The organism is Thermococcus sp. 101 C5 (genome assembly GCF_009372125.1).
Lineage (GTDB): Archaea > Methanobacteriota_B > Thermococci > Thermococcales > Thermococcaceae > Thermococcus_A > Thermococcus_A bergensis.
This window is the reverse complement of sequence record NZ_WHIZ01000007.1, coordinates 1-12,278: the sequence shown is the minus strand read 5'-3', so window position 1 is coordinate 12,278 and position 12,278 is coordinate 1. Positions and strand designations below refer to the sequence as shown.

Annotated in this window: 18 protein-coding genes and 1 tRNA gene; 6 read left to right on the top strand and 13 right to left on the bottom strand. The window is 43.4% G+C overall.

Features of this window, described 5'->3' with window-relative positions:
* Positions 1-115: 115 nt before the first annotated feature.
* The 10 genes from GBV73_RS11105 to GBV73_RS01775 form a co-directional block, all read right to left on the bottom strand.
* Positions 116-271 (bottom strand): hypothetical protein, encoded by a 156-nt coding sequence (locus tag GBV73_RS11105; RefSeq protein WP_172967185.1) that lies wholly within the window; start codon positions 269-271, stop codon positions 116-118.
* 353 nt (positions 272-624) lie between these two features.
* Positions 625-1,044 carry a PPC domain-containing DNA-binding protein gene (locus GBV73_RS01810; RefSeq protein WP_152878867.1) on the bottom strand — a complete coding sequence of 140 codons (420 nt, stop codon included), beginning with the start codon at positions 1,042-1,044 and terminating at the stop codon, positions 625-627.
* A 38-nt stretch (positions 1,045-1,082) separates the two neighbouring features.
* The gene (locus GBV73_RS01805) at positions 1,083-1,538 is read right to left on the bottom strand and encodes a 6-carboxytetrahydropterin synthase (protein ID WP_152878897.1); all 456 of its coding nucleotides are present in this window, start codon (positions 1,536-1,538) and stop codon (positions 1,083-1,085) included.
* 603 nt (positions 1,539-2,141) lie between these two features.
* Positions 2,142-2,495, bottom strand: a complete 354-nt coding sequence (locus GBV73_RS01800; protein ID WP_152878866.1) for a hypothetical protein — start codon at positions 2,493-2,495, stop codon at positions 2,142-2,144.
* A gap of 1 nt (position 2,496) precedes the next feature.
* Complete coding sequence (locus GBV73_RS01795; protein ID WP_152878865.1) at positions 2,497-2,772, bottom strand: hypothetical protein; 276 nt, start codon at positions 2,770-2,772, stop codon at positions 2,497-2,499.
* A 188-nt stretch (positions 2,773-2,960) separates the two neighbouring features.
* Positions 2,961-3,257, bottom strand: a complete 297-nt coding sequence (locus GBV73_RS01790) for a hypothetical protein (RefSeq protein ID WP_042701524.1) — start codon at positions 3,255-3,257, stop codon at positions 2,961-2,963.
* 29 nt (positions 3,258-3,286) lie between these two features.
* Positions 3,287-3,454 carry a hypothetical protein gene (locus GBV73_RS11100; protein ID WP_156882186.1) on the bottom strand — a complete coding sequence of 56 codons (168 nt, stop codon included), beginning with the start codon at positions 3,452-3,454 and terminating at the stop codon, positions 3,287-3,289.
* Between the two features lie 751 nt (positions 3,455-4,205).
* Positions 4,206-4,282: transfer RNA gene (locus GBV73_RS01785), tRNA-Thr, on the bottom strand.
* A gap of 43 nt (positions 4,283-4,325) precedes the next feature.
* Positions 4,326-4,742 carry a nickel-responsive transcriptional regulator NikR gene (gene nikR, locus GBV73_RS01780; protein WP_042701528.1) on the bottom strand — a complete coding sequence of 139 codons (417 nt, stop codon included), beginning with the start codon at positions 4,740-4,742 and terminating at the stop codon, positions 4,326-4,328.
* A gap of 120 nt (positions 4,743-4,862) precedes the next feature.
* Positions 4,863-5,396, bottom strand: a complete 534-nt coding sequence (locus GBV73_RS01775; RefSeq protein WP_042701531.1) for a flavoprotein — start codon at positions 5,394-5,396, stop codon at positions 4,863-4,865.
* Positions 5,397-5,466: 70 nt separating this feature from the next.
* Here GBV73_RS01775 and GBV73_RS01770 point away from each other — a divergent pair, with 70 nt between their 5' ends.
* Complete coding sequence (locus tag GBV73_RS01770; RefSeq protein WP_042701534.1) at positions 5,467-5,913, top strand: HAD family hydrolase; 447 nt, start codon at positions 5,467-5,469, stop codon at positions 5,911-5,913.
* Between the two features lie 84 nt (positions 5,914-5,997).
* Here GBV73_RS01770 and GBV73_RS01765 read toward each other — a convergent pair whose 3' ends face one another.
* A complete protein-coding gene (locus GBV73_RS01765) occupies positions 5,998-6,483 on the bottom strand; it encodes a type II toxin-antitoxin system VapC family toxin (RefSeq protein WP_042701537.1) in 486 nt (161 codons plus the stop codon).
* A 62-nt stretch (positions 6,484-6,545) separates the two neighbouring features.
* Between GBV73_RS01765 and GBV73_RS01760 the strand changes: the two genes are divergently transcribed.
* The 3 genes from GBV73_RS01760 to GBV73_RS01750 are packed head-to-tail and all read left to right on the top strand — an operon-like array spanning position 6,546 to position 9,010.
* Complete coding sequence (locus GBV73_RS01760) at positions 6,546-7,313, top strand: LamB/YcsF family protein (protein WP_152878864.1); 768 nt, start codon at positions 6,546-6,548, stop codon at positions 7,311-7,313.
* A 6-nt stretch (positions 7,314-7,319) separates the two neighbouring features.
* Positions 7,320-8,012 carry a 5-oxoprolinase subunit PxpB gene (pxpB, locus tag GBV73_RS01755; protein WP_152878863.1) on the top strand — a complete coding sequence of 231 codons (693 nt, stop codon included), beginning with the start codon at positions 7,320-7,322 and terminating at the stop codon, positions 8,010-8,012.
* Positions 8,009-9,010 (top strand): biotin-dependent carboxyltransferase family protein, encoded by a 1,002-nt coding sequence (locus GBV73_RS01750; RefSeq protein WP_152878862.1) that lies wholly within the window; start codon positions 8,009-8,011, stop codon positions 9,008-9,010. Before pxpB ends, GBV73_RS01750 begins: the two co-directional genes overlap by 4 nt.
* Here the strand turns inward: GBV73_RS01750 and GBV73_RS01745 are convergent, their stop codons facing one another.
* Together GBV73_RS01745 and GBV73_RS01740 are read right to left on the bottom strand one after the other, a co-directional pair.
* On the bottom strand, positions 9,011-9,439 hold the full coding sequence (locus GBV73_RS01745) for a UPF0179 family protein (RefSeq protein ID WP_042701547.1): 429 nt from the start codon (positions 9,437-9,439) through the stop codon (positions 9,011-9,013).
* A 24-nt stretch (positions 9,440-9,463) separates the two neighbouring features.
* Positions 9,464-10,504, bottom strand: a complete 1,041-nt coding sequence (locus GBV73_RS01740) for an NAD(P)-dependent glycerol-1-phosphate dehydrogenase (RefSeq protein ID WP_152878861.1) — start codon at positions 10,502-10,504, stop codon at positions 9,464-9,466.
* A gap of 94 nt (positions 10,505-10,598) precedes the next feature.
* Between GBV73_RS01740 and GBV73_RS01735 the strand changes: the two genes are divergently transcribed.
* Positions 10,599-11,405 carry a DUF63 family protein gene (locus tag GBV73_RS01735; protein WP_152878860.1) on the top strand — a complete coding sequence of 269 codons (807 nt, stop codon included), beginning with the start codon at positions 10,599-10,601 and terminating at the stop codon, positions 11,403-11,405.
* 3 nt (positions 11,406-11,408) lie between these two features.
* Positions 11,409-12,164 (top strand): bifunctional fructose-bisphosphatase/inositol-phosphate phosphatase, encoded by a 756-nt coding sequence (locus GBV73_RS01730; RefSeq protein WP_042701554.1) that lies wholly within the window; start codon positions 11,409-11,411, stop codon positions 12,162-12,164.
* The last annotated feature ends 114 nt before the right edge of the window (positions 12,165-12,278 follow it).

Below are 12,278 nucleotides of genomic sequence, written 5' to 3'. Positions count from 1 at the left end.
TTACATTATAGTGGTTAAAATAGTTTTTCGGAAGCGGACATTAGATGCTAAAGCTTCCCTCAAGAATGCTCAGAAATGGGGCAATATTGTCAAAAGTAGATAGTCTCGTAGGGAGTTAGCCAATGATTACTCCCAAAACTTTACCTTTTTCAAATTCTATCTCTTCCATCTTTAAAATTTCTATGTTCTCATTTTTAATCTCCTCTTCGAGGAAGTATTCCTCCGCGAGGGCTTTTGCTTTTATCATTTGCCAGCACAAGTAGAGATACATACCTAATCCTTTCTCCTGCCTTAGGGTCTTCTTGCTTCAATTTGGCTTTAACTTTGAATAGCTTCGACATGATAGGTAAATATGCTTCATTCCTTAAATACTTTACTATCAAGATACCGAATGCATAATTTCCAATCATAGTTAAAATTTCATCGTTACATTAAGATCACCTAAACACTTAAAAAAGCGCCAATCTATGAGAACTTGGCTAAAATATACACTAAAGGTAACACTAACACTAAATGTTACATCTCCAACACCACAAAACATTAAATACGTGGAACAATAATAAGAGAAAGAGGCCGTTGGAACGTTTGTCCACGCCCTTTTTTATGAAATAGAGGGTGAAGTAGCTATTCTTCAACATCCCATAGGGCTAGCCCGTTTTCCTGGGGCTTTCTTATTAACGGCTCACCAAGGAGCTCTTCAATGTAGACTTCAGCAACAAATACTTCCCCTTCAATCAAGTGGCCACCAAACATCTTCCCCTCCTTATCGCCCAAGCTCACATGGACATGGGCAAAAGGCTCATCGTCTTTTATGCTTATGTTACCCAGAGCAGACACCAGTTCATATATCCCCTTGAGCTCGATCACCTTATACTGCTTCTTTTCCTCCTCAAAATACCCGATTTTTGGGTTTTTAAGAGTCCCAATTGCACTGATAGTGCCTATCACTACATTGTGTTTTTTTGCAAACTCAACTACAGCGCTCAAAAACTCCTTCCCTTCAGGTATTCTAAACAGAAAGACCCTACCCTTCGAAAATCCCATTCCAATCACCTCCCCCATAAGACAGCGTTTTAAGTTCTTTAAACCCTTAAGGTAACCTCGGCATAGCTTCTTGGGTCTTCCCAGATTTTCACCTTAATTTTCTTCACATTTTCTCCGGCTTTTTCTGCTATCCTCTCCGCAAACCACTCCGCAATGTACTCTGCCGTTACGTTCGGCTTGTTTAGGACTACAACTTCATTTTCGGGGAGTTCTAGGTGCTTGCCGTTCTTCTCCACAACAACGTATCCATCCTTCCTCCCGACCACCCAGTCTTCACTGATAAGGATTTTATGATCGAGGAGCTTTATAAGGTTGCTTAGGTGGTTGAAATCAAATATCATACCGTTTTCGTTTAGCTCTCCCCATATTTCCACATCAACATTATATGTATGCCCGTGAATCCTAAGGCACTTGCTCTCATAGGGCAAGGCCAGGAAATGGGAGCTGTCAAAGTCCTTGTGCCATCCGATTTTCCTCTCAACTATTTTGAACATAGCTATCACCCTAAAACAAAAAGCGAATAGAAGCTTTTAATGTTTTTGAATGAACCTAATACCTCTTACATCTTCCCTGTTCAGCGTATGTTTTTCAAGGATGTGCTGCTTTAGCTCTTCCAAGTTTTTTGCTTTGTACCCGCAAAATGGGCACGTAAACTTTTGAGTATCTCTCATCTCCGCTTCCCCTGAGTGTGTATATCGATTTGGTAATATAAATACCCTTTGGGATTATTTACTACTAGATGTAGTATTTTTGTAGAGGTGTTCACGAATTATCTCTCAATTTTTACCTGAATTTGTTACGCTTAGAAATCGTGTGCGAATTTAAGAACATGTTACGTAGATTACATAAAGATAAGATTCTTAATATATATTATTTCCATAAGTTTTGTATTATACAAAATTACTGGATATTGCTTTAATTACCACCATCAATAATTACAAAGTGCTGCTTTTTTACTAATTAAAGTTGTAAAAATCGGAGTTTCCGCTAAACTCACCCCGCAGAACCTATAAGGAGGAGAAGTTGACTCCACATAAGCCGGCATAATTGCTAATTTTTTCCTTTACAATCAAAGGTAGTAATAATCAAACAAATATTCAACATGTCGGCGTATAATAAAGTGTGCGGAGCATCTGCATTAACTCTTGATCTATTTGACCAAGCTCGGATAAACCTACAACAATAGCTATGATCATAGCATCTCCGACACGGACTGGTCTTTTTGGGAATCCTACTGCCTCCAACACGCACTTTTCAAGCTTTGAAAGAGAGGCAAGTGGAATCACAAGCTCAAGTTCTCTTGTCTTCTGATTTTCTCTGATAAATGGGCGGTGGTTGCTTCTAGTTATACATGCTTCCTTGGCCTTGGCTTTTAGTATTTCCACCCCTAGAGGTATAAGGGAAGGATATTTAGCGCCAATTTCGGACAAATTAGCATTTTTTGCCTCCATATCATTCACCTCCGAAGTTTGAGAATATTTCTCCAAGATCAGTACGGTATAGTATGTATTTTATCCCACTTTCTTTGCTAAGGATGGAGAGCTTTCTCCAGGAAACGTTTTCTCCAACTATCACATAGATGCTCTTGTCGTCATTAATATATCGGTGATAGTTTATAGAATAACCCCATGCATATTTTATTTCAAGTTTGAGACTGTTTTGGTTCTTTATGTCTTTATGTGATTGTAAGCCCCCACGCGTTTTCACCCTTGTGACTACAGCCAGCATCCTTTTAAAGTTTGTTATTATTACCACTATACATAATTGTCATATAAGGCACATTATATCCAAAATCTTTGCACAAAAACGAACATTCAGTAGTTCCATTTTATAATGCAACCCCTTGAGAACACGAGAATATCGTATAAAAGCGAAAACAAAAAACAACCCCACTGGGATAGCATCTCTAGCTGAAACTAGTACACGTACCCATACGATGCCAAATACTCCTTCAAAAGCTTCTTAGTCTTCCTTATATTCTCCAACTGCACGCCTAAGGAGTCTGCCAACCTTTCGTTATCAACTCCCATCAAACCCAAATACACCACATCAGCGAGCTCAGAAGGGGGCATCATCTCATACTCCTCAAACAGCTCACCAAAGTCGAAGAGCTCATTTTCCAATTCATCAAAATCAAAGCCCTCCGGGTGAAGATGGAGACCCGAGTACAATAGAAACTCAACAGCAAACTTCGTGTCCGGATCCTCAAACAAAGCAGGGTCACAAACAGCAACCCTGGCACTTAATCTACGCCCAATCTCCCCAGCAACCCTGCGAACCTTCTCAAAAGCACCCCCCTCTTTTTTGGAATCAATAAGAGATACTTGAAATTCCCAGTTCTGTACTGATGAACCGACCTAACAAACTTATCCGCGCCCAGTTCCTCTAAAATCCTATCTACGTCCTTCATTGCAAATCCCCAAACAACTCTAAGAAATCGATGTATAAAATGATTACGGAGAAAAAAGAAAAGTCAAACAAAGAGCATTCCTACTCCCGATGATTGCGGAGTACTATCCATTTCTCTTGCTTTTTAAGCCCCCAGGTAATGTGAATCACACGTTGTACGGGCATTACTATAAGTGTAATAATTAATACAACATTAGTTAGTAAAAATTATCAAAAAATTACTTTTTTATTACGTAATTTTTATTCTATGTAAAAGTTTCATTATTTATAGTTCTAAATAATATTATAAGATATGGTTACAATAAATTTTAATTACAATAACAATATATAAAAGTAAAAAATCACGCTAAAGTTTGAGAGTTGAAGTAACACATTTTATTTTACGCTAATAAAACAATTAGACGTCCATCTAAAAGTCCACTTTTTAAACCCCCCAATTAGCTCCGATTTGGAAATACTGGCAAAAAACTAACTCTTTCCCCAAAAACTAGTTGATAGTTTTTGTAAATTTATTCTCCTCAAGAGCACCGGAGGAGATAACTTCCGAGCTTTGTTTCTTTCTCTAAAAACTCTCTAGTTAGACATTGTTCTAACACCTTCCCCAACAAACCATGCTTCAATTGGTATACTGAAGTCAGTTTTAAGAGAGATTTCAGTAACCCCGTAATCGGGTTCGACTTCATCACTATACCGTGCCCGTATAGGCTCAAAACATAATTAAAGTTATCACAACCAACGTAGAAACGAATATATGGAGCCGGGACCGGGATTTGAACCCGGGACCTGCGGATTACGAGTCCGCCGCCCTACCGAGCTAGGCTACCCCGGCACACACCCAAGTGTGTTGATAAAAGAGGAATTTATAAGTTTTTTCATACCAGCTCTTTGCCTGTGGTGGTCATGACGAGCTTCCCGTGCTTTACACCTTTTAAGCTAATCAGCCTTTCGGCTATTCTCTTTACCACGCTGGCTTTCCCCTTAACGACAATGACCTCAAGGCAGTTGTGCTCGTCCATATGGACGTGAAGGCTCGAGATAATTTCATTTACATAGTCATGCTGCATATCAAGGAGCTCTTTCACGACATCTGCCTCATCATGGTTGTAAACAATTGTTATGGTTCCGGCGACCTCTTTGTCCCCCTCTTCCCATTCATGCCTGACTATGAAGTCCCTCACCAAATCCCTAATAGCCTCACTTCTGTTAGCATATCCCTTTTCTTCGATGATAGCATCAAACTTCTCCAGCAAATCCTCTGGCATCGAGACACCAAAGCGTACTATCTTCACCTTCAATCACCGCGTCTATGTTTGATGTCTTGACATTATTAAACTTTGGCATAAATGGATTAGACAAGCATACGATACAATTAACGAAATGGAAATGCAGAGTAACAAAAGACGGAAATTCTACCTATGCCCATAAAACTGCTCCAAGGCCTTTTCCACATCGTAAGGATGCTCAAGGACTAGTACACCCTCCTCTCTCAACGCTTCTAGGTGTTCAAGGTCAATTTTGCGCGGGTAAATCTTAAAGGTCTCCCCATTGGGGGCTTTGGTTTCCACCACTGGCTTGGAATCTGTCGGGACTATCATCAGAGGGACTCTGCTCTTCAGGGCTTGGGATGCACAGCATGAGAGCAAAGAGTCCGCTATGCCTAGTCTTATCTTTGCAACCGTGTTTGAAGTCGCAGGGGAGATTACAAAGACGTCAAACTTGCCCAAGTTGAACGAACCGCAAGAGGGAAACGAATGCCCCTGTTTGGATTCCCTAACGAGAGGGAAGCTTCCTATTCTTTCGAGGACACCATACATTCTGGCAACTTCTTCTCCTGCTGAAGAGAGAAATATCTTAATCTCATGCCTTTCCCTTAACTTTTCGAGTACTTCAACGCTTTCTAGAAGCAAATGACCGGCGCCGCTGATCCCCCATGCAATCCTCACACTGTCTCACCTCTTCGATATTGGGGGCAAGATTTTAAGCATTTTTGCTAAATGTTCTCAGGTGAACAAAATGGAGATTCCAAACTATGGAAGAATTAATGCAAAGACTGTTGTTTTTGACTTAAATGGAACGCTCGGCGTTGAAGGAAAGGTTAGTGAAGAGATAAAAGAGCTTTTAGACAAACTGAGTGAAAAATACAGGGTAGTTGTTCTAAGCTCCGATACGTTTGGAACCCTTGAAGAGGAGTTCAAAGGGATGAAAATTAAAGTGGAGAAAGTCAATAATGGTAACGAGAAACTTCAGAAGGCTCTTGAGTATGAACCCTACATTGGTGTTGGCAACGGCAACAACGACGTCAGAATGCTTGAGAATGCTGAACTTGCCATATGCGTAATAGGAGATGAAGGAGCCAGCGTCGAGGCATTGCTTGCCAGCGATATAGTGGTTAAGGACGTTAAAGACGCAATTAATCTTCTGCTAAACGAAAAAAGATTAATAGCAACTCTTAGGGGTTAATTTTCCCATCGAAGCCTTTTTATCTTTTTGGGCAAAAACCATAACAGCGGATGATGAGGAACTTAGGCGGATTGATGAAGAACCCTATGAGCGCTGACGCTTTTTTCTCTTCTTTTTGGGGAGTAACCTGACTTTACTTCCGCAGTCAGGACAGAGGTTATCAGGGGGCTGGGTTTCGAACTTCTTCCCGCACCCAATGCAAACGTAACGCCATTTTATAATTTTTTTTATGCCCCGCTTCAGTGTTCTAAATCTTAGACCCATGAAGGTTGCGATGTTCTGGAGGTTGTAGTCGTCGGTAAATATCTCCCCCTTAAGCTCATAAGCTAAGGCAAGTATCTCGATATCCGCTTCGCTGAGTTCTCCCAGCTCCCCAGTCTCAAGGGCTTTCTTTTTAACAGCTTCTACACTCTCCTTTGAGGGAACCATTACCCTAACCTTGCCCGCACTAATCAGACTTTCGACAAATAACTTAGATTCCGGGTCTTTAACCTCTTCAAGCACCTTTGGAGTTGTGACACCTTCAACATCAACCCCTTGAATGAATATTGCGGCGTCTATTATCAACATGATAATCAATTGTGGGAAAGGGTTAAAGGTCTATCGGATCATCGTTTAATGGGTGTATGCTCATGAAGGTGGATCTCAACTCAGACCTCGGTGAAAGCTTTGGAAGGTACAAGCTTGGGCTTGATGAGGAAGTTATGAAGTACATAACATCAGCCAACGTTGCATGCGGCTGGCATGCTGGCGATCCAATGGTAATGAGGAAGACCGTAAAGCTCGCAAAAGAGCTGAACGTTGCCGTTGGAGCACATCCGGGTTATCCGGACTTGCTCGGCTTTGGAAGGAGATATATGGACATAACAAGAGAAGAAGCGAGAAACTACGTTCTCTATCAGATTGGAGCATTGTATGCATTCGTAAAGGCTGAAGGGCTGGAACTTCAGCACGTTAAGCCCCACGGGGCACTTTACAACGCCCTAGTTAAGGATGAAGAGCTCGCGAGAGGAATCTTAGAGGGAATAGCTGATTTCGACAGGAACCTTATTTTTGTTGGGCTTTCGATGTCAAAGCCTCTGGAAATTGCGGAAGAGATGGGACTAAAGGTTGCCCACGAGGTATTTGCCGATAGGGCTTACAACCCGGATGGTACCCTAGTCTCAAGAAGGAAGCCGGGAGCGGTTATCCACGACAAAGAGCTCATAGCCGAGCGCGTCATTTCCATGGTCAAGGATGGAGGGGTTAAAGCCATTAACGGCGAATGGGTGGAGCTTAAAGCCGACACAATTTGCGTCCACGGGGACAACCCACAGGCTGTGGAGATAACAGCCTACATAAGAAGGCGCCTCGAGGAGGAAGGAGTGAAAGTTGTACCCATGAGAGAATTTATTAGGTGATTTTTTATGTTTCCAACTTTTAAGCCGGCTGGTGATTCTGCGGTAGTTATAATTTTCGGCAATGAGATAGACGAGGACCTTAACAGGAAAGTTCACGCTGTGGCAAGAACCATAGAGGAAGAAAATCCGGAGTGGCTTGTTGAGGTAGTGCCGACGTACACGAGCGTTTACGTTTACTATAACCCATTAAAAACCTCATATGCAGAGGCCGTCGAGGCCCTGAAGCCTTTTCTCTCCGCGGAGCCGCGGGAGGAGGAAGAGAGGATTGTGGAGATACCGGTTGCCTACGGAGGGGAATTCGGACCGGATATAGAGTTTGTCGCGCAATACAACGGCTTAACTGTCGAAGAAGTCATAGAGATCCACTCAAAGCCACTCTACAGGGTTTACATGCTCGGGTTCCTGCCCGGGTTTGCGTATCTTGGAGGCATGGATGAGAGGATAGCAACGCCGAGGCTGGAGAAGCCGAGGTTAAAAGTTCCGGCTGGAAGCGTTGGAATAGCCGGAAAGCAGACCGGATGGTACGCCATTGAGAGCCCAGGAGGATGGAGGATAATCGGAAGAACGCCGCTGAAAACGTTTGATCCTTCTAAAAATCCGCCAAGCATAGTGAAGGCTGGAGATTACGTCAAGTTCGTGCCCATAAGTGAGGAGGAGTTCTGGGAGATCTATAAGCGAGAATGGGGTGAAAAGGCATGATAGAGCTGGTAAACGTTCCTTCGCTTACGACGGTTCAGGATCTGGGAAGAATAGGCTACCAAAAGTTCGGCGTTCCGGTAAGTGGGGTTATGGACGAGGTTTCCGCGAGATTGACTAATTATCTTGTTGGGAATTATGATAACGCACCTCTGCTGGAGTTCGTTCTAAGAGGGCCCACCATAAGGTTCCACTCCTCTGCCGTTTTTGCCGTGGGTGGGGACGTGGAAGTTAAGCTAAACGGCGTTCCCATAAACCCATGGGAGAGCTACTGGGCAAAGAGAGGGGACGTTTTAGAAATAGGAACACTAAAAACCGGAATGTACGGATATATAGCATTTGCCGGAGGGATATGTTGTGAGCGGATTCTTGGTAGCTGCTCCACCTATTTGAGGGCAAACTTTGGCAGAGCGCTGAAAAGTGGGGATACTCTAAGCCTGGGCTACGCAATTTTAACAGGGAAGGATGGTAAAAAGCTTCCGGAGGCGTTTGTGCCAAAATATTCAAACGAGAGTGAAGTTAGGGTAATTTTAGGGCCACAAGAAGACCACTTTACAGAAGAAGGAATTAGAACATTCCTAAGCTCAACTTACGAGGTAACTCCGGAGTCTGATAGAATGGGATACCGTTTGGAGGGGCCACCAATAGAGCACTCGGAAAAAGGTGCCGACATAATCACTGATGCCATTCCCCTCGGCGCGATTCAAGTCCCAAAAAGCGGCAAGCCGATAATAATGCTCGCTGACAGGCAGACAACTGGAGGATACGCAAAGATAGGGGTCGTTGCCAGAGTGGACATTCCAAAGGTTGCTCAAACGAGGCCCGGAGGAAAGATTAGGTTTAGGGCTGTAAGTGTCGAAGATGCTCAGAAGGCTTTAAGAAGGCGTGAGACAACCATGGAAGCCATAAAGATGTTCCTCCTGGGGGAACTGAAGGCCTACAAATTGAAAGCCTTGGGAGAAGAGGTAATAGCCTTTACAAAAGTAGAAAAGAAGAGATAGTTACTCTTTTTCCCGTATAACGCGGGCAAGCTTATATTTTTTCCCATCACATTCAAAGTCTCCAAGAACTTCAAGAATCTTGACAACATCCCCTTCAAAAAGCCCCTCGGGTCTAACCAGGTTTTGCTTCTCTGGGTCACTGCAGTCCACAAAGCTTAGCTTTATCTTTGACCCAACTACGGCAACTCTCGGCTCTATTGCTACGTCTATTGCCGGTTCCACTACTTCAACCACCCTTACCTTCCCCTCGTGGAGAGGACAGGAGTGCTCTATGTTTCTGACCCTTACAACTTTGTACCTCCTTCCTGGTTCAAGGTTACCTACGCAGACCCTTGCCAACCTGCAGCTTTTGCATGGATCTGCTGGACCATAATAGATGAACTCCACCCCGGGTTTTGCGAGTTTTTCTCCAACCAGCGTGATTACCATTTTAACACCTCCTATGAATGATGATCATATTACACCTGTTATTTTAGCCGCTTTCTCAGCAGCCTCTCTTGTGAGGCCATCTTTGCCCAAAATCGTATACCTATCAGGCCTAATTGTGTGTGCTATTGTTAATGCTTCCACAATGTATTCCGGATCAATTCCCAATTCGTATGCATTAGTAGGTGCTCCAACCTTCTTTAAGGTTTCCCTAATCCTCTGCCACTTAAGGCCGTGGAGATAGGCCATTATTATCGTTCCCACTCCACACTGCTCTCCATGAAGGGCAGGCTTTGGAGCTATCATGTCCAGTGCATGGCTGAATAGGTGTTCCGCACCGCTTGCAGGTCTTGATGAGCCGGCTATACTCATTGCTACGCCGCTTGATATTAGGCCCTTTATTACCTTTCTCACACTTTCCTCGTTGCCTAGCCTTATGATATCTGCGTTTTTAATGACCATCTTTGCGCTCATGAGGGAGAGAGAAGCAGCGTATTCACTGAAATATTCCCCCTTTATTTTATGGGCAAGCTCCCAGTCTTTTACTGCTGTGAGGTTGCTTATCATATCCCCGACTCCAGCTGCGAGGTACCTGTAGGGGGAGGTTTTTATAACCTCTACATCCGCAACAATAGCTATAGGGGGGCGTGCTTTTACTGAGGTTTTTGCACCGAGGTCTTTGATTGAGGCGTTTGCACTCGCTATGCCATCGTGAGAAGCAGTTGTAGGAAAGCTTATGAATGGGATATAAGCTTTAAAAGAGGCCAGCTTAGCTACATCTATTATGCTTCCTCCTCCAACGCCGATAACCCAGTTTATATCCTCGTTTTTTATCACATTGAGTGTTCTTTCAACTTCCTTCATTGAGGCTTCCTTAACAATCAAACTCTTCACGTCAAAGGAATCCGTTAGGTGTTTTTCCACATCCTTTCCGGCAATTTCCTTAGTTTTTGGGCCGTAGAGAATTAGAGCTCTCTCACCCAATTTGAGCCGTCTGGCAACTTGGCTAACCTTATCCTTGAGGTTTTCACCGAGAAGAACTTCCCTTGGCAACTCCATTAAATGCATGATCATCCCCTTTCTATTTTTGTCTCTTAGAGCTTAAAAAATAATTGGAAGAAAAAGTTTTAACCAACCGCAGAATATTCCTTCCGGTGGTTAAATGGGTATTGGAGAGATTTTTCAGAGGTACTTCATAGACCCAATAAGGTACAACGAAGGCTATAATATTGTAAACACTCTCACTTACGCTGTAATTCTCGGATTGGCAGCCCTTGGAGTGTATAAGATTCTTAAAAAGCTCGGGATAAAGTATGACAATGCCTTCTTCAGGGCCCTGATTCCCTATATGATCCTGGGGGCTTTTGGAAGAGCCCTTACGGATGCAACGATAATACCCAGAACTTACCTCACGGTTACACCGGGCATATATTTTCTCGTGTTTGCGATAACGTTTTCCGCTCTTTTGATAACACATAAACTCTTCGAAGACTGGAGAAAGGTCTTCCTGTACTTTGGATGGGGTCTTGTTGGAGGGGAAGTCCTGCTTCTGCTCATCAATTTGGACAAAGTTCGCTTCAACTTTGAAGTCTTAAAATACTTCATTCCATTTGCACTGCTCGCTCTGGTTGTGGTATATCTCCTTTCCACAAAAATAAGGCTCGTTAGAGAAAACTCCTACCTTTTCTACGCCCACTTCTACGATGCGACAACAACGTTTGTGGGAGTTGATTTTCTCGGCTACTGGGAGCAACACGTCTTGCCGAGGTACCTTATAGACTTAACCGGAACCGCCGCGGTTATGTACCTCTTGAAGTTTTCAGTTCTGATGATTGCACTTTACCTGATGGAAGAGCTTCAGGAGAGCGAAAGCGATAAAGAGCTCATGGATTTCATAAAGATGGTGATGTTTATCCTTGGCTTTGCCCCGGGGACTAGGAATCTTTTGAGAATGCTCATGGGGGTCTGAGCAATGTATGAATGGAACGAGATAGCGCTCAACCTCGCGAAAGATATTGAGAAAGAGATAATGCCCCTCTTTGGAACAAAAAAGGCGGGAGAATTCGTTGCTGTTAGCCCTAGCGGCGACAAAACAAAACTTGTAGATAAAGTAGCGGAAAATGTAGTTTTAGAGTACCTCAGACCTCTCGGCGTAAACATAGTAAGTGAAGAGATAGGGAACATAGATACTGGAAGCGAATACACCGTAGTCGTTGATCCTCTAGACGGTTCCTTCAACTTTATTCACGGCATCCCCATCTTTGGGTTCAGTTTTGCAGTTTTCAAAAATGAAAAACCTGCTTACGCCATGCTCTATGAGTTTATCACAAAGAACGTCTATGAGGGAATTCCCGGGGAGGGGGCTTACCTAAATGGGAAAAAAATAGGGATCAAGCCCCTAAACGAGAAGTCCGTTTCAATAAGCTTCTATACACGGGGCAGAGGGGCAGGACTCGTTCAAAAAGTGAGAAGGACAAGGGTTTTGGGTGCTATAGCAGTTGAGCTTGCCTACCTTGCGAGGGGTTCTCTCGACGGTGTGGTGGATATAAGGAACTATGTAAGACCAACAGACATAGCGGCTGGCTATGTAATTGCAAAGGAAGCCGGGGCCATTATAACCGACGACAGAGGGGAGGAGATAAAGTTTAGACTGGATGCAACGGAGAGGCTGAATATAATAGCGGTGAACGATAAGCGACTTCTCGGGATGATACTGGAGGAAATTTAAGGAAAAGGTTAATCTTTCAAGTATCTCATATGGAGGCGGGGCGTGTTTAGTTTCACCCCCTGTTATTTAAACAGTATTTGACTCTGAGGAGGATTTTCAGACCATAACACATTA